Source organism: Psychrobacter sp. HII-4 (assembly GCF_904846595.1).
In the GTDB taxonomy this organism is placed as follows: Bacteria; Pseudomonadota; Gammaproteobacteria; order Pseudomonadales; family Moraxellaceae; genus Psychrobacter; species Psychrobacter celer.
The window spans coordinates 264,905-282,609 of record NZ_CAJHBJ010000001.1; the positions used below are offsets into that span (position 1 = coordinate 264,905).

A 17,705-nucleotide genomic window follows, 5' to 3' on the forward strand; every position below is an offset into this window, starting at 1 on the left:
AATAAATTAAAATAGTAGGCTGTCATCTCCCTCTCACGGAGGGTGCCTGACGCTTTGCCGTCTTATGACAGACCGACTGCCCTATCCCATTTTTCACATATTTAATCAAAGCTATTTATGACCGATGACATAACGATTTATAAGCAAATTCATCCCAGCCAGTGTATCAAACTTGCCGAGCTAGGCTATCGCTCTGTGCTCAACATCCGCCCTGATGCAGAAGTGGAGTCACAGCCCAATAGTGACGAGTTTGCCGATGCCACCGAGCAGGCAAACCTAAGCTATCAGCACCTGCCTTTTGATGATGAGCGTTTGAGTATGCTGACCGTCGAGCAGTTTGCCGCCCTTTATCACGCGCTGCCCAAACCCATCTTGATGTTTTGTGGTACTGGAGCGCGTGCCAAGCTCTTGTATCAAAGCGCCTTGATGCAGGGTTTGTTGTAAGCCTATATATAGTTAGCTGAATGTAAAACTGTTATGGATTTAAACGCGCTACTGGTATAAATTTTACTTGCGTGCTGCGTTCCCAGAGGCTGCGCAACCTACGTTTAAAAATAGCATCCCAGTAGCGCTATGACATTTTTAGAGTGTATCGACTATAGCCAAGTGCCGCTGGGGTATTGCTCTGCGCTGTATGGCTTTATGAATACACGCTATAAGCTACAAACAGTCATCTCTGATTTTTGGCTGATAAGCCATGATAGAGCCCAACAGCTCTATACACGTAAAATGCTGGCGCAAAAACCAGCCCATACAACTAAAAATAGGAATATTTATGAGTCATCAAGTTCGTATCACAGGGCAAATCACCCCTGACCAAGTCCCTATGCTCGCCGAAAATGGTTTTAAAACCATCATCAATAACCGCCCTGATGGCGAAGAGCCAGGACAGCCAACCAGCGCAGAGATTGAAGCGGCAGCGACCGAGGCAGGCTTGGCTTACAAAGAAGTGTCTTTTGCCGGTAGTGAGCTCAGCCAACACCACGTCGAAGAATTCGCAGATTTTTTTAATCAAGCTGAGCAGCCCATGCTGATCTTTTGCCGTACGGGCAACCGCTCAACCGGTATCTACGAAGCGGCAAAGCAGATGGATTTATTAGATGATTGATAGTATTCATAAGCACCTCATGTGATAGCAACAAAAAACGCCCGTTCAGATCTGAATGGGCGTTTGCCATTGTGATCATCTCGATATTTTGGTTCAAGCAGATGCAGCTAGGTTTTTAAGATATACATACTTTAACTGACTTCTCTGACTGCATACAGGTGCTCTTGAAATTTAACAAACGTTTCTCGAATCGACTTTATATCGCCAAGCTCTCTTTTTGCGTCGGCAATGGCTTGGTATTTGAGCTCTAATAAGTCTGGAAGCTTGGCATCATCGAGTTCGCTTACCCCTTGATCCACATACTGCTGCAACACAAAGTTCAAAAAGTCCTGCTGATTTTTGCTGTAGTCATGCAAATAAATTTTGGCTTTATCCGCGCGCGTGACTCTAGGCACGAGATCCTTGTGATAAGCGACATAGCTTAAGACATCAAACAAATCGCTGTCTTCACCATGTATCAGGTGTTGTAAGTCCTTTAATTGAGAGTCGGTATAGCCTTTTTCACTCAAGTCGGTCAGTAGCTTGCGTCTGGTACTTGGCAGGCTCCAAATTTTACGTAGCTCATCTTCATCATGAAAAAATGCTGGTAAGTCGTCAAAGAGCTGCTCGATAAACTCTAGCGCTGATATCGGCGTGCCTGAGGGACTCCAAAACGAGGTCTTGATCATAGAGTCGATTTCGCGCGTTTTGTGATCAGACAGCGTTACTTTGATCATCTTGCGTGGCGGTATTTCACAGACGCAAGGGATATTGCCACATTCGATACATGCTTCGGGTTCTGGTTTTTCACAGATGCAAGGTCGCTCGCCGCATATATTGCAGGGTCTTGGCTCACCCCTTTCATCTTCAGGCTCGATAGGTTCACCATCCCATTCAGGGTCTCTAAAATGATTATGAGCATCGACAAAATCGTAAATCGTAAAGTAATCTTTACCATCAAACAGGCGCGTGCCACGACCGACGATTTGTTTGAATTCCACCATAGAGTTAACTGGACGCATGAGGACGATGTTTCTAATCTCTGGCGCATCCACGCCGGTACTGAGCTTTTGTGAGGTGGTTAGAATAGTAGGAATGCTCTTTTCGTTATCTTGAAAATCGCGCAGATGGCGCTCGCCGATTTTGCCATCATCAGCGGTGACTCGGTGGCAATAGTTGGTGCTTTTGCTCGTAGCATATTGATTGATTAAATCTCTGATAGCAGCAGCATGAATTTGTGTCGCACAAAAGACCAGGGTTTTTTGGTTTTGATTGATCAAACTCATAAACAGCTTGACGCGGTACTCTTCTCGCGCTTTGATTTCGATGACTCTATTGAAGTCGGCCTCAACATATTCTCGCCCCTCTTCAATATCGCCCTCTACCGTGTCATCGGAGGTATAGGTATAGTCATCAAGGGTGGTGGCGATCTCTTTGACCTTAAACGGGGTCAAAAACCCATCATTAATGCCCTCTTTTAACTTGTAGCTATAGACAGGCTCGCCAAAGTAATCGTAAGTGTCGGCATTGACGTCACGCTTTGGGGTGGCAGTCAGTCCGAGCTGCACGGCAGGCGAGAAGTATTCCATAATCGCGCGCCATGAGCTCTCGTCATTGGCGCCGCCGCGATGACACTCATCGATGATAATACAGTCAAAGAAGTCTGGCGCATACTCACCAAAATACGGAGAGTCGTTAGGGCCGCTCATAAAGGTCTGAAAAATGGTAAAAAACACACTGCCGTTCTTGGGAATACGCCCTGTTTTTTTGATCTCGCTAGGTTTGATACGCACTAAGGCGTCTTCATCAAAGGCATTAAAGGCGTTAAAGGCTTGGTCGGCAAGTATGTTGCGATCGGCCAAAAACAGGATGCGCGGTCGTCTTGAGCCATCGCGCTTTAGGTTCCATTTGGCATGAAACAGCTTCCATGCAATCTGAAAGGCGATGGCGGTTTTGCCAGTACCAGTCGCTAGAGTGAGCAGGATTCTGTCTTGCTTGGCGGCGATGGCGTCCAGCACTTTGGCAATGGCGTTTTGCTGATAGTAGCGCGGTTGCCACGTGCCGCCGCGGTCTTCAAAGGGGGTGGCAAATAGGCGCTGCTGCCAGTTGGCAATCTCGATTTTTTCGTCATCTATGGGGGCGGGATAAGTCATCTCCCACAGCTCATCAGGGCTTGGAAAACTTAAAACCTCACCCTCCACCCCTTGCTGCATATCGACGCTATAAATCTGTACGCCATTGGTGCAGTAGGTAAAGCGAATATTTAGGCGCTCGGCATAGTCTTTGGCCTGCCCGAGTCCTTGAGTATAATAGTCTTCTCTTTTTTTGGCTTCAATCACGCCGATCTGTCGGTTTTTGTACTCCAGCACGTAGTCGGCAAATAAGGCATTGGCGCGGCGGCCTTGACCAATGAGGCGACCTTTGGTGATGGGAAACTCCAAACGCAAACGGCTGCCCTCGACCACGCCCCAGCCTGCTGCGCGTAAGGCGGGTTCGATAAGGTCATGTTTGGTTTGCGCTTCGTTCATGCGGGCATATCCTTATGGGTCAACTCACCAGCAAAGGCTTGTTCTAACAGGGATTTTTTTAGGTCTTCGAGGTTGGTGAGTTTTTGTTGGTATATAGCTACAAGCTCTCTATTACAATCAATTAGCCTATTTAGTTTACCAACTATTTTTTCTTGTGTTTCAAGGTTTGGAAAAGGAACTTTTATCGAATTTAAATTTCTTTGGTTTAATTTCGGTTGAGCCATACCACTGACATAATCATTAAGTTTTATGGAATTCAAATAATATTCAACAAAATATTGAGAGGATATATTTTTGAATCGAAGCACATGAGCATGATTGTTTACCCAGTTTTTTCCAGAGATAGAAAAAGCAATAGGATAAGTTCTTGCTAATAGGTTTGCTCCATCTTCTGACACTAGCAGTAAATCTTCGTCAAATAAATAATCAGCAACATGATCAACTATGCCAGAAGCACCATAATATGGAATATCTCCTGAAATACGCTTATTTTTTGTTATTGGTTTTCTTTTGCTATCTAGATTCTCGCAAATATCCCCCAAACTCTTCTCCTCCCAACCCTCACCTTTTTGACTAAAAATATCATTAAGTTTGGATTGAAACAGCTCTTTAGCATTGTCGATATTTTTTTCGATAATGGCTTGCGCTTGCTCGATGGCTGCAAACGCGTCGTCAAGGATGGCGACGATTTGTTTTTGTTCTTCTAGGGGTGGAATTGGAACAATAATTGAATTAAGCGACTTCTGATTCAGTTTAGGTTGAGCCATTCCACTAATATATCTATCCAGTTTTATGGAGTTAAGAAAATATTCAATGAAATGCTGAGTAGTTAAATTAACGAATTTTAAAACATGAGCATGATTATTAACCCATGTCTTACCTTCAATAGAAAAGGCTATAGGATAGGTTCGTGCTAATAAATTTGCACCATCTTCCGAAACCAATAGCAATCTTTCATCAAATATATAGTCAGCTACATGATCAACTATACCACTTGCACCGTAGTATGGAATATCACCAGACACTCTTTTACTTTTTGTAATAGGTACTCTTTTACTATCTAGATTTTCACAGACTTCACCTAAACTCTTAACTTCCCAACCCTTTTTCATATCAGCTCCTTAATCTGAGCCAATATTTCATTAGTTTCTTCGTCTAGCGTTTGCATCTCGGCGAGTATCTCCTCTGGACGGCGTAGCGGCGCTTCCTCAGGCAGATTTGGGTTTTTGGGGGATAAATCTAACGTCGCCTCGTCTAGCTCATTGACATTATAAGTCCAAGATTTTTCGGTCTCAGGTTTGTTTTTTTGTAATGCCAAAAACTCTGCCATATCGTTATCATTGAGCGGATTGGTCTTGCCCATATTCCTGCCAGCATCGAGCTGATAGTACCAAATATCTTTGGTCGGCTCGCCCTTGGTGAAGAACAGCACCACCGTCTTGACCCCAGCGCCGGTAAATGTCCCTGCGGGCATATCCAAAACAGTGTGCAGATTACAGCTATTTAATAGATGCTCTCGTAGTGCCGTCGAGGCATTATCAGTATTACTCAAAAAGGTATTTTTGATAACGATAGCGGCGCGGCCACCGGTCTTGAGACTCTTGATAAAGTGCTGTAAGAATAAGGATGCCGTCTCACCGGTTTTGATATCGAAGTTTTGCTGCACCTCAGCGCGCTCTTTACCGCCAAATGGTGGATTGGCCAATATCACATGATGGCGGTCTTTTTCTTGAATATCACGGATGCTCTCGCTCAGCGTATTGGTATGCACCAGATTGGGCGCCTCAACACCGTGGAGTATCATATTCATGATACCGATGACATAGGCGAGGTTCTTTTTCTCTTTACCGTATAGCGTATCCTCTTGCAGGGTTTTTAGATTGCCTGTGGTTTTGTCCATGCGCTCATACAGATACTCGTAGGACTCACATAAGAAGCCGCACGAACCCGCCGCCCCGTCATAGATGGTCTCGCCAATCTTTGGGTCGATCACTTGAATCATGGCACGGATCAGCGGTCTTGGCGTGTAATACTGCCCGCCATTACGCCCCGCGTTACCCATGTTTTTAATCTTGGTTTCATACAGATGGCTTAGCTCGTGCTTGTCCTTTGACGCTCGAAACGGCAGCGCGTCGGCATACTCCAATATCTCACGCAAGATATAGCCGCTTTGGATTTTGTTTTTGAGCTCAGAGAATATCTCACCGATTTTATATTCGATGGTTTTGGGATTGTCAGCGGTCTTTTTGAACGCCGCTAAGTACGGAAATAACTCATAATCGATAAACTGCACCAAATCAGGTCCTGTCATCGCAGTATGATGATCAAGCTTGCCGTCGGTATCTTTTGGCATCGCCCAATTCGGCCAGCGGTACTTGTCCTCTAAGATGAACGAGTAGTCCTCGCCGCGCAGCTCTGCCTCATCGGCTTTATCTTGCTCAAGCTCGTCCAAATACCGCAGGAACATCACCCAAGAGGTCTGACCGATGTAGTCCAGCTCGCTATCTGCGCCTGAGTCTTTATAGAGTAGATCGTCAATATTTTTAAAGGCTTGTTCAAAATTCATAAATCAGCGTCTTATTTTTTATTTTGCAAAAGAGGTATGCGGTCTGTTGCTATCAGCACGACTATAGTTGCTTAAATGGGCTTATAGGTCAATAGTAGTATGATGCTTAATCGGTGATATCATTAAAATAGTTTAGATAGCGTGGATAGGTTAGATAAAGTAGGCGCGATACTCCAAGTCCAGTTGGCTATAGACAAATGGCGCAATGAGCTACAAAACTTATCACAAAAAAAGCCACCCCCAGCTATCTCTAGCTGAGGTGGCTTTTATGGTTTACTTTTTAAGCTTACTGCATAACCAAGTATTCAAACGCTGATAATGCTGCTTTACTACCCTCACCCATCGCGATATTGATCTGCTTAAAGGGCACTGTGGTCACGTCACCACAAGCAAAGATGCCTTTGCGGTCAGTGCGGCAGCGCTCATCAATTTCAATCTCACCAAAGCGATTTAGATCGACAAAGCCTTTGACAAAATCCGTGTTTGGCACAAGACCAATCTGAACAAACACCCCTGACAAATCGCGCTCATGGATCTCACCGGTGCTGCGATCTTGATAAACGATAGACGTTACCTTATTGTCAGTCGCTTTAATCTCTTGAGTGGCCGCATTGGTGATAAACTCGATATTGTCTTTTTCTTTGGCTTTATTAATCAGCACCTGATCGGCTTTGAGGTCGTCTGCAAACTCAAGCACCGTCACATGATTGACAATACCCGCTAAGTCCAGTGCTGCCTCGACACCTGAGTTACCACCACCGATGACGGCGATGTCTTTACCTTTAAAGAACGGGCCATCACAGTGAGCACAGTAAGCCACGCCTTGACCGATGTTTTCTTCTTCGCCTGGCACACCAAGCTTACGCCACTGGGCACCGGTCGCAAGGATAATGCTGCGCGTCTCAAAGCTCTCACCGGTATTTAGATGAATGCTGTAGTTTTCCTCAGCCGTCTCACCGATTTCTTTGACACTGACGTGCTCTTTTAAGATGATGTTGTACTCGCGCAAGTGTTTTTCAAAGTTGGCTGACAACTCGTTACCCGTGGTCAACGGTACAGAGATCAGGTTTTCAATGTCTTGCGTGTCTTTTACTTGTCCGCCAATACGGTCAGCGACCATGGTGACTTTAAGGCCTTTACGCGCAGTATAAATCGCGGCGGCAACCCCAGCAGGACCAGCACCGATGATGGTGACATCTTGTTGCTCTAATTGGTCTTCGTCAGCGCCTGCCTCTGCTAGCAAGTCAGGGAACTGCTCTTGCAGTTTTTCGATGAGCTTTGCCGTATCGATCAGACCATTGGCAAATGGCTTACCGTTTAAGAAAACCGCTGGCACGCCTTGAATATTGTTTGCCTCGACCTGCTCTTGGAACAACGCACCATCGATCATCTCGTTGCTGATATCATCGTTGAGTATCGCAAATTGGTTAAGCGCTTGCACCACTTCTGGGCAGTTGTGGCAAGACAACGAGACATAAGTCTGGAAATGCAACGGCTTATTAAAGCGTTTGATCAGTTTTTGAATACCCTCATCTAACTTCAGCGTGTGACCGCCGGCTTGCAAGATTGCCAAAACCAGCGAGGTAAACTCATGGCCACCTGGGATACCGCTAAAGACGATACCCGTATCACTTAGCGCGCCATCGATATGGCTATAAATCGCAAAGCTGATCGCGCTTGGCAGGCTGTCGTCAGTGGCTTGTGCATCGAAATTGATCTTATCAGTCGTGCCTGCGATTTTACTCAAAAAATCAATCAACTCACTGCGTTTTTCGTGCTCACCGCTACCCAATACAAAGGTAATCGGACGAGTCATGTTTTCGCTATAGTTTTTGATCGCATCTAATAAATTTTGATCTATCATGTTTGTTCCCCATCATTATTGGATATGTAACGGCAACTGTCGCATTACCTGTTCAAATACAGTTTTTTTGTGGCTGTTTGTGTTATAAAAAAGCGACTGGGCATTTGGTTTATGCCCTTTGATGTCTCTATTATCATGGGTTTAGGCATGTTGGGCAAGCTGAGAAACTCAAACCTTACGTTTTATAAAACCAATCGTAAACCATTAAACATAATCAATATTAAAACAACCCTTGGCGGATTACCATGGTATCAAGGCGGTTTTTTCGCTACAATCAAATGAGGCGAATGGGAAGAGTTCTTATTTGCCTACATCAAACTCAAGTCTCACCATTACAGCAATCTTCACGATCATGCGCTCATCTTGCTGGTGTTTGTGGCAAGCTGGCGCTTCATAACAAGGATGACAATATGAGAAAGACTGATACATGGCAAGATAACCGAGAGATCATCAGCGAGCTAAAACAAAAAGACAGTCACTTTGCCAGCATTTTTGATGAGCACACCATGCTGGATCAGCAAATCAATCAGCTGGAAAAAGACACAGTCAAACATACCAGCCGTGAAGACGAAATCGAGCAAATGAAACGACGAAAGCTGCATTTAAAAGATGAGATTTATCAAATCATCGATAAAAACAAACTACAGTCTCAGGCTTAGCACCACACGCCCTAGGGCAAAAATACAAATATTTTTTAATCATATAAACCCCCATCAATTTTTGCTGATGGGGGTTTTGTTTCACAATATAACTACATATAACTACGGCGTGTCTTCAATTCGCTTGATCGCGACTTTGCCAGCCAGCTTGCCATCTGGATAGTCGCGCGGTAGTACCTCAGGGCTTGGCTGTTGTTGTTTTTGCGAGCCGGGCAAAGCCTGTTATCAGCATAAATAACCGAAAATAGAATTTGGTAAAATCTGGTGTCAAAGCTGTAAATGCAAGTGAAAAAAGACCCTATCAACATCTGCTGATAGGGTCTTTGTCTATATGATACTGACTCTAAACATAATTAATCGCCAGTGCCATAACGTTATCTAAGAGGTCAATCGACTACTTAGATTTTACCAACCAAATCAAGGCTTGGTTTTAGGGTTGCTTGACCTTGCTCCCAAGCGGCTGGGCAAACTTCGCCGTCGTTGTCACGAACGTACTGAGCGGCTTTTACTTTACGGACCACGTCTTTTGCGCTACGGCCGATGCCTAGGTCATGGATTTCAGCAACTTTAATGATGCCATCTGGATCGACGATGAAAGTACCGCGAAGAGCAGCGTTGTCTTCTTCGATCATGATGTTAAAACCACGAGTGATTTTACCAGTGCCATCACCTAGCATTGGGAAAGTGACTTTACCAATCGCTTCTGAAGAGTCGTGCCATGCTTTGTGCACAAAATGCGTGTCAGTTGATACTGAGTACACTTCTACGCCTAAGTCTTTTAGCTCTTGGTAATGGTTTGCCATGTCTTCAAGCTCAGTTGGGCAAACAAAAGTAAAGTCGTGTGGGTAAAACATAAACACAGCCCAGCTGCCTTTTACGTCTTCTGAAGTGATGGTTTTGAACTCACCGTTTACAAACGCTTCTGTTGAGAATTCTGGGATTTCTTGATTGATAATAGCTGCCATGATTGGCTCCTTTTTTGATTACAGTGTTTTAAGTTACATTGTGATGATAGAGTTGGCTGTTTTTACCAAGCCTTTAACTCTGTGGGCTACATGACAAACTATACGCGAATTTCATGGTTAATCCAGTTAAAAGTTTTTAATGTGATGTTTTGTTTTATTAAACTTGTTAAACTATTATCTCTAGTTTTTATCATCAGTGCTGTACGCGTGTATGCTGGCCTGATAGTAAGCAAGTATCCGACATCAATCATCTGACAAGATAGCATTAAAAAGCCCATAAATAGAGAGGTTTTATGATTACTTTACGTCAACTTGAGTTTGCCTTAGCCGTTGCCAAACACCGCCATTTTAAGCGCGCGGCCGAAGAGTGTAATATCTCGCAGTCTGCGCTGAGTCTCGGTATCGCTGAGCTCGAAAAACAGCTAGATACGCAGATTTTTGAGCGTAACAATAAGCAAGTGCTGATCACCCCGATTGGGCAAGATATCTTGACACGCGCTCAGCGTATATTTTCTGAGGTCCATGATCTCACTACTCGCGCTCATAGTCATCAAGCGCCGCTAGCTTATCCGATGACGGTTGGCATCATTCCAACGATTGCGCCGTATCTATTGCCTAAAGTACTGCCCGCTCTTCGCGCGCATCATCCTGAATTTCGCATGACCATCATCGAGCAGCAAACCGAGCGCCTACTCGAGCAGGTACGCTATGGTCATATCGATACTGCTATTATTGCCTTGCCTTATGCCGTCGATGGGCTACACAGTTTTGAGTTTTGGAGTGAGGACTTTTTTGCGGTATTCCCCAAAGATGATGTACACGCCAATCTTGATAGCATTAGCTCTGATGAGCTAGCGACCGCGAATCTGATGCTCCTCGGTGAAGGACACTGCTTGACCGATCAAACCTTATCCGTCTGTCATTTCGATCGCGCTGAGATGAAATCAAGTTTTTCTGATGCCAGTCTAAACACCCTAATTCAGATGGCGCTAGCGAATATGGGTACGACGCTGGTCCCTGAAATGGCGCTCGATCAGCTGCATCTACATAACCAAAACGCGGTCGCTGTGCCACTTTCCGAGGCCGGACCGCATCGTCATATCGCCTTTGTCACGCGTTTAAACTATGCGCGGGTCGATGACGTAAATCTGCTGGGTAATGTGTTTAAACAAGCATTAGAAGAAGCGGCCAATAAGAGCTAAGCTGCAGGACTTAGCCGTAATGAATAGTCATAAGCAAAGCAACTTAGGTGAGGTATGCGCCAATTTTCGCAAATAACCCTTAATTCTGGTCATTATTTTGCCCGGCACTTATCTGCGATAAATAGCGATATCAAGCCGGCGACAGTCCATGCGCTGTGGCAAGATATCGCTACTCGCTATAACGAAAATCAGCGCGCTTATCATACCTTACGCCACTTGCAGCAATTGTTTGGACAGTTTGAGCAAATAAAGCATAAGCTTAATGAGCCTCATATTATCGCATTAGCCCTGTTTTATCATGATGTGGTATACGACCCGCTGCGTACAGACAATGAGCGAAAAAGCGCCGAGTACGCAGCAGAGACGTTACGCCCGTATCTTTGCGCTGAGCAGTGCGAGCACCTCTATGCGCTGATCATGATGACGACCAACCATCAACTTACGGGGCTATCCGACCCTGACAAAATCAATGATGCCGCTTATCTATTGGATATGGATTTAAGCATTTTGGCTGCGCCTTGGCCACAGTACGAGCGCTATGCGCAAGCGGTGCGCAAAGAGTATAGCCATGTGCCATTAGCCGAATATCGTACAGGACGCATGGCGGTATTAAACAGACTATTGGCGCATCCAAAGCTTTATCTAACTTGCTATTACTATGAGCGGCTTGAGACGCCAGCACGAGCGAACATCCAACGCGAGCTTACTTTGCTTGCAGCTTAATAAATAGCTCTCTGCCTTGCCGTGCGGGATGTGAGTTATAGCAGCGCTCCATAATATCTATATCAAAATGGCTGGCAAAATGCTGCTGATACGCTTCTTTTGTACCACCAAAGGGCGGCTCATCACGGCCAAAATCGACATCAAACAACACGCCAACCAGCTTACCTTGTGGTCTGAGCAGTGAGGCCATTTTTTTGACATAATCATCGCGGCGTGAAGGGTCAATGGCACAAAAAAACGTCTGTTCAAGTACCCAATCAAACTGATACTGCGTAGGCGATAACTCAAAAAAGTCGGCACAAACTAAATGCTCAGATGGAAAGTCAGGATAGCGCTTGGCAAAGTCATTGATGGGCGCTGGAGCAAAGTCCACCAGCGTTACATTGGTAAAGCCTTGCTCATGCAAATAGCCTACCTCGTAAGCATTCCCCGCTCCTGGCACCAAAATAGCCTGCGCCTTAGCAGATTCAGGCAACTGGTCTATATAGGCTTTTAGCGGTGGCGACACTTGTCCCATATCCCAACCGGTACTGTCTTGCTCGTAGCGCTGCTGCCAAAACTCGGCTTGACTGACATTTTCCATATTATATTTATCCTTGATGATTATTTTAAATAATACGTTTTGTACTGTTATAGATTATCATATCAGTATTTTAGTCAGTATTATGGTCGTTTTTATATAGGATTGACCATACCATTCTTAATCCAACTGCCCTGTCTTGCCTGCTAGCATATCGTGCCAATACCAGTAGTCTGGCATCGCGGTCGCCACCGTTTGCCAAAACTCATGGCTATGGTTGGCATGGTGCAGGTGACACAGCTCATGGACGATGACATATTCGGTGCATTCAATCGGGTAGGCAGGCAGATACACAGACAGCCAAATACGACGCGCGCGCGTGTTGCAGCTGCCCCAGCGCGTATGCATCTTTTTTAGGCGTATCTCATTGGCATAGGCACCGACCACAGGTTGCCATTTGTCAAACAATGACGGCATGATAGCCGCAAGCTGCTCACGGTAATAGGCCAGTTTTTTATCATGGCTGAGTGTGATAGATTGCTCGGCACCCCAAAGTAAAATAGGGCTGTCGGCCGTTGAAGCGTCCGCTAAAGGACGATGTTTACGCTGGTGCTGCTCTAAGACTTGTGCATGATTGTCGATTGCCCAAGACACACGTTTGGCAATGGCTTGCTCGATTTGCGTGGTACTGATAAAAGACGGTGCGGAGACCATCAATGTGTACGGCTTTAAGCGAAAATTGATGTTTTTGACGCGTTTTTTATGGACTTGTAGCTCTATTCCTGCCTGCGCAAGATGTTGTCTCACCGCATGTAAACTGATGGCCTACCTCCTTCATACTTACATTCTTGCTTTATTATTTAGCACTTATCGCCGTTACAGCGCTTGCAAATGATTGTCAAAAGACATTTTATGCCATTTGCTGTCGCTCTTCACTTGCCAAGCGGCATCTAGCGATGTGTTGGCGGCTGACGCTGCTGTCGATGCCGTCTTCACCTCCAATGTCGTTAGCCGCCCTTGCCCATCACTCACGATAAAACCTGCTTTTTTCTCATCAGCCAACACCGACGCGCCCGCGCAATCTGGCAAACTGACATCATCGATCAGCTGCCGCGTATTTAGATCATAAATCGCCGCACAGCCGCCAATTGGGGTGGTGACGCATAGTAAATCATGCACACTGTCGACGGCGACGCTGGCGATATACTGATGAAAGCGCTGCCACTCATCATTAGGCATGGTGAGCGGCTCGAAGTCAGCATCGCCGCGCTGATGCGTCAGTACCAAGGGCACATTGATATGCTTATCTCCTTGAAACTGAATACCAATCATCACCCTGCCATCGTTATGCATGGCGAGATGACGCACGCTCATCTGGTTGTGCGCTGGGACGACCTGCTCCAGCAACGCGCCCGTATGACGATTGAGATACACCAATGACGGGCGCATGCTATCGAGATTTAGCTCTTCTCGTGAGGCACGCTCGGTTTTGATACCGCCATTGGCGATCACCAGTGTGTCGCCATCAGGATGCATCACCAGTTCATGCGGGCCGATACCAAAAGCATCAAATTCTGCGATTTTCTGATAGTCATCAGTCGCATCATAGACACCGATTTTGCCATCGAGGCTCACCGTATCGTTTTCGGTCACATACAAACGCTGGGCATCTAAGCTATAGCAGGCATGACCATAAAAATGTCGATGGTTTGCCGCTTGAATAGCTGTCTTGACCTGCCCTGTGGCAGTATCAAGCACCCAAAACTTCTCACTAGGGCGACGCCCCATCACCACGACATCGCGGTGCGCATGGTGGTTGTTTTTATTATATTGCATATCGTACTGGGTATCTGTATCAAGCACCCCATCGACAGACGGCTGTACGACGATATCATGGACACGCTCAGGCATGGTGGCCTGCCAAACGATCTGTCTATTAGCGTCTATACCGACGACGCCAAAGTCATTGTCAGACTGTCCATCAGAGTGGTCAGTGGCAGTGAGGTTTTTTGGCATAGATGCCACCCCACTTACCCAGCACACGGGGCGTGCCATCATGGTGGTGGTATGCACTGCAGCCAAATCAGATATAGTGTTGTTATCAGCGTTATCTGGATAAGGCTGCCGATAGGCTCGCTGCCATGTCACTGCCGCCTGCTGGCAAGCGTGGCAAAAGCGTGCTAGCTTTGACCACTTAGGCTGCCCTGACGGTTGTGGTTCTGAGCTACTGCTCAGCTGCCATGTCTGCCACTGCGCACGGACACCGATCACGTAATCTTGCAAGCTTGCATCGGGCTGCCGGCGTTTACGATAATGATGATGGACAGCGACCAGCGCCGCCGTACCTGTGACGCTAGCGAGCGTCGTCATGACAGCGGACGTCAGTCGCTCGCGGCGAGACTGATTGCTATCTTTCGATAGTAAAGCTCGGTTATGGGTATCGTCATTACGCTTACGCATTATTTAATCGCCATCGGTACTATTAAAGCCCACACGGATACCGAGTGCCGGTATCAACTGGCGCTTGATAATACGAGTAATGGTGGTCAGATGGTCATACAATTCTTGCTGCGTTGCTTTATCAGCCGTGGCGATATCTTCTGGCATCTGCGCCAATAGCGTGGTGGCATCTGCTAAGGCAGTCGATAGCGTATCAGCGACGTTGTTTTCATTATTACTGCCGAGGATTGCCGTCAGGACAGGGTCGGTCAGCGCCTCATTTAACGTGGCTAATTTGGCATTGATAATGGCGCGGCTTTGGCCAGCGGTGGCGGCTGGCACATGACCTTTGGCTTTGCCGGTCAGTCCCAAAGGCTGGTCAATGGCGTTAGATTTCATGGTCTCAACCAATGACAATAACGAATTGAACCATTGATTTAAGCCCTGATCGCTATCATCTGTTTTATCAATCGCCAACAGCATTGTCGCATTTTTTTGCCAGTTTTTTTCGATGTTTTGTAGGCGCGTACTCAAGGCATCACTGGCGCTTAGCACATAAGCACACTGCCCCGCATCCAAGCGATCATTGGCGTACAGGGCTTCTTCTAGTCCTGGCACCCCTTGCACGATAGCACTCTCATCAGCGAGCTGCTCTGCGGTGAGCTTTGGATTGGCTGCGATCAAATCAGCCACACCGCTATGCACCAGCCTGCGCTCATCAGGATAGTAGTTGATATATAGGTTGCTCATGCTAGCGGTGGCAGGCCCAAAGTTGATCATCTCAGCGCGCGCCCACGCTTGTGCCAGCACCAGCCACTGATCCCGCAGCGCTTGCAGCTCATCACCACTGACTGCGCCTGACTGACAGTGCTTTTTTGCCAGCTTATGCAGCAGCTCACTTTGACGCGCCGCATCGGCATAGGCAGGAATGACGAGGTCATCTGCCACATGGGTCAGATAGGTCTTTTCTGTCTCAGCGCTGATATCGACAGCAGCGATACGCTCTGTACTGTTATTTTTGTCATCTCCAGAAGGCGTAGCAGCGCTATCTTGCGCGACTTCTTGACCCTCAGAGTCTGGCACTTTGTTTTCATCTGCAGGTTTGACGCAGCTGATCAGCAGGCCCGCACTCAAAGCAGACAGTGCCATTGCTACAGCAGGGTTTATTTTCATAAGTTTCTCGGTATTTGTATGAGTGGTTTTATCAATTGTTTATTGGTCGTTTGCTAAGAGCGCACCCTTTGCCCACAAGCCTTTGGTCAAGCAATTTATAGCGACTGCAAGAACGCTGTCAATTCAGCTCGTCCTTGCTTATCTAACTGTAGGACTTTTTGTTTTTGTTTTTCGGCCTCGCCGCCGTGCCATAGTACTGCTTCCATCAAGGTGCGTGCACGGCCATCATGCAAAAACGTCGCTTGCGGATCGACCGTTTGGGCAAGACCAATACCCCATAAAGCCGGCGTTCGCCACTCATAAGAGTTGGCCAAAAACTCTACTTGCGCGTCTTTGGGCGGCAGCTTACCAGCGATCGTCCGATCAGCAAGCTCGTCGCCCATATCATGCAACAGCAAATCAGTATAAGGATAAATCACTTGTCCGTGCTGCTCAAGATGGTCATCGTCGGTTTTTGGCAACTGATAGCGCGGGGTATGGCAGCTTTGGCAGCCCATATCATAAAAGCGTTTTTTGCCAGCGAGTACCAGCTTATCCTCGGCATTGCGGCGATGCGGGACAGCCAGATTGCGCGTATAAAACTCCACAAACTTGGCCACCTCGTCATTGACTTCCACCGGCGGCTTACCACCGCCTTGCTCATCAGCGCCCGTGGTTGCATTGACACACGCCGTTTGCGCAGGCATGCAGGACTCATGAGGACGGATGTTTGAGGTCAGCCCCATGTCTTCATTAAAAGCACTTTGGTTCTGTGTCAAAAGCTTGGTTTGTCCTGCTTTCCAGCCAAAGCGTCCCAACGCGGTTTTGCCCGTCTGTGGATCCATGACCCAGTTAAACTTGCCACTGATATCAGCGCTGTCATTATCGACGGCTTGTTTTTTGATATCGTCATCAGGTATTTGTTCCAACAGTCCAAGCCCAATCATCGGCAAGGCCACGCGCGGCGATACCATCATCTCATCATCAAACGCGCCATAGCCTGGGTTAGTCAGATGAAAGGTGGGCGCGCGCAGTGTTTCGACGTGACCATCAGCGAAAGTGACGGGCTTGTCTGTCCACTGCACCGCGATTCTTGCTTCAGCAGGCACGCCCTGAATACCGCGATCTTGTAGCTGGCCGCCATACATCGGATGCACGACTTTTTCGATCAGCGAGTTTTGCAGCTGCGCTCGCTCCTCATCGGTGGTCGCTGGCATCGCCAAACGAATCAGCAAGCTATCGGCATCGTCCTCACTACTCATCGGTGCATGGCCACGGCCATCCTTGATATGACAAGACTGACAAGCCGCGACGTTAAACAATGCTCCCAGACCATCACGGCTATCGGTACTGGCAGGTGCGACCACCCACGGCTGACGAAAAAACGCATTACCAATAAAAAAACTGCCCTTACGTGAGGCCGACAGATTGGATGAGGGTTTGGAGTAACTCTCGCTACTGGTAATGCTAATGCCGGTGTCGCCACCTTGTTTGATCTCTTGCGGGTCAAATGTCACCAGCTGCTGCATCGGCACGCCAGCCAGCGCTTCCACAGTTTGCGTGCGTTTGGGCGTCAAAGCGGACGCGCCTTCGCCACTTGCAACGGCAGTGTCATTGGGGTTTTTATTGGTCGATGCGCTGTCTGACGTGCTATCCGTGGGCTGACAAGCGCTGATGGCGATTGCACCTGCGACGGTGAGCGCAAGTTTCAACGATGTACCTTGTAAGCTTGAAGAAAAGAAAGGGAAAGCAGAGGGTTTGGCAGGAATGACGCTCATAGGTGTTGCCTTAGTTCTCAAGTAGAACCATTAAAATGGCTGGCTATAACAGTATTTCTTCTTATCAATATAACGGTATAAAAATACATCGACGCTATAAATCAACGTCTGACCTATTTTATTGCACGTAAAAATACGTTGCTAACGGTCGTTAACAACGCATGTATTATATATAACTTGTCCTTTTACAAACAGATCTTCCGTCAGCTTTTCATGACTTGT

General features: G+C 46.9%; 15 protein-coding genes. 5 read left to right on the plus strand and 10 right to left on the minus strand.

Annotation, left to right across the window (positions count from 1 at the left end):
- Window positions 1–117 precede the first annotated feature (117 nt).
- Entirely contained in the window at window positions 118–444 is a 327-nt protein-coding gene (locus tag JMX98_RS01160; protein WP_105244106.1) for a beta-lactamase hydrolase domain-containing protein, read from the plus strand.
- A gap of 331 nt (window positions 445–775) precedes the next feature.
- The gene (locus tag JMX98_RS01165; protein ID WP_105244107.1) at window positions 776–1,108 is read left to right on the plus strand and encodes a TIGR01244 family sulfur transferase; all 333 of its coding nucleotides are present in this window, start codon (window positions 776–778) and stop codon (window positions 1,106–1,108) included.
- 131 nt (window positions 1,109–1,239) lie between these two features.
- On the opposite strand, the gene hsdR is transcribed toward JMX98_RS01165, so the two are convergent.
- The 4 genes from hsdR to ahpF all read right to left on the minus strand — a co-directional run bounded on the left by hsdR (window position 1,240) and on the right by ahpF (window position 8,045).
- Window positions 1,240–3,615, minus strand: coding sequence for an EcoAI/FtnUII family type I restriction enzme subunit R (gene hsdR / locus JMX98_RS01170; protein WP_201583873.1), 2,376 nt, complete (start codon window positions 3,613–3,615; stop codon window positions 1,240–1,242).
- Window positions 3,612–4,727, minus strand: a complete 1,116-nt coding sequence (locus JMX98_RS01175; RefSeq protein WP_201583876.1) for a restriction endonuclease subunit S — start codon at window positions 4,725–4,727, stop codon at window positions 3,612–3,614. Before JMX98_RS01175 ends, hsdR begins: the two co-directional genes overlap by 4 nt.
- Window positions 4,724–6,181, minus strand: a complete 1,458-nt coding sequence (locus tag JMX98_RS01180) for an N-6 DNA methylase (RefSeq protein ID WP_201583879.1) — start codon at window positions 6,179–6,181, stop codon at window positions 4,724–4,726. Before JMX98_RS01180 ends, JMX98_RS01175 begins: the two co-directional genes overlap by 4 nt.
- Before the next feature lie 286 nt (window positions 6,182–6,467).
- Window positions 6,468–8,045, minus strand: coding sequence for an alkyl hydroperoxide reductase subunit F (gene ahpF / locus JMX98_RS01185; RefSeq protein ID WP_201583882.1), 1,578 nt, complete (start codon window positions 8,043–8,045; stop codon window positions 6,468–6,470).
- Window positions 8,046–8,455: 410 nt separating this feature from the next.
- On the opposite strand from ahpF, the gene JMX98_RS01190 reads away from it, so the two are divergent.
- Window positions 8,456–8,704: a YdcH family protein gene (locus JMX98_RS01190; RefSeq protein ID WP_075100410.1), complete on the plus strand. Its 249-nt coding sequence runs from the start codon at window positions 8,456–8,458 to the stop codon at window positions 8,702–8,704.
- A 398-nt stretch (window positions 8,705–9,102) separates the two neighbouring features.
- Here the strand turns inward: JMX98_RS01190 and ahpC are convergent, their stop codons facing one another.
- Window positions 9,103–9,669, minus strand: a complete 567-nt coding sequence (ahpC, locus tag JMX98_RS01195; protein WP_201583885.1) for an alkyl hydroperoxide reductase subunit C — start codon at window positions 9,667–9,669, stop codon at window positions 9,103–9,105.
- Between the two features lie 293 nt (window positions 9,670–9,962).
- Between ahpC and JMX98_RS01200 the strand changes: the two genes are divergently transcribed.
- Together JMX98_RS01200 and JMX98_RS01205 are read left to right on the plus strand one after the other, a co-directional pair.
- The gene (locus JMX98_RS01200; protein WP_201583888.1) at window positions 9,963–10,871 is read left to right on the plus strand and encodes a hydrogen peroxide-inducible genes activator; all 909 of its coding nucleotides are present in this window, start codon (window positions 9,963–9,965) and stop codon (window positions 10,869–10,871) included.
- 54 nt (window positions 10,872–10,925) lie between these two features.
- Window positions 10,926–11,594 carry a hypothetical protein gene (locus JMX98_RS01205; RefSeq protein WP_201583892.1) on the plus strand — a complete coding sequence of 223 codons (669 nt, stop codon included), beginning with the start codon at window positions 10,926–10,928 and terminating at the stop codon, window positions 11,592–11,594.
- Here JMX98_RS01205 and JMX98_RS01210 read toward each other — a convergent pair.
- From JMX98_RS01210 to JMX98_RS01230, 5 genes are all read right to left on the minus strand, one after another.
- On the minus strand, window positions 11,575–12,177 hold the full coding sequence (locus JMX98_RS01210) for a methyltransferase domain-containing protein (RefSeq protein ID WP_201583895.1): 603 nt from the start codon (window positions 12,175–12,177) through the stop codon (window positions 11,575–11,577). The two genes, JMX98_RS01205 and JMX98_RS01210, sit on opposite strands and share 20 nt — an antisense overlap.
- Before the next feature lie 117 nt (window positions 12,178–12,294).
- Complete coding sequence (locus tag JMX98_RS01215; RefSeq protein ID WP_227679925.1) at window positions 12,295–12,921, minus strand: M48 family metallopeptidase; 627 nt, start codon at window positions 12,919–12,921, stop codon at window positions 12,295–12,297.
- Window positions 12,922–12,990: 69 nt separating this feature from the next.
- A complete protein-coding gene (locus JMX98_RS01220) occupies window positions 12,991–14,574 on the minus strand; it encodes a DUF1513 domain-containing protein (RefSeq protein WP_201583898.1) in 1,584 nt (527 codons plus the stop codon).
- Window positions 14,575–14,577: 3 nt separating this feature from the next.
- On the minus strand, window positions 14,578–15,726 hold the full coding sequence (locus JMX98_RS01225; RefSeq protein ID WP_201583900.1) for an imelysin family protein: 1,149 nt from the start codon (window positions 15,724–15,726) through the stop codon (window positions 14,578–14,580).
- A gap of 95 nt (window positions 15,727–15,821) precedes the next feature.
- Entirely contained in the window at window positions 15,822–17,483 is a 1,662-nt protein-coding gene (locus JMX98_RS01230) for a di-heme oxidoredictase family protein (RefSeq protein ID WP_201583902.1), read from the minus strand.
- Window positions 17,484–17,705 lie beyond the last annotated feature (222 nt).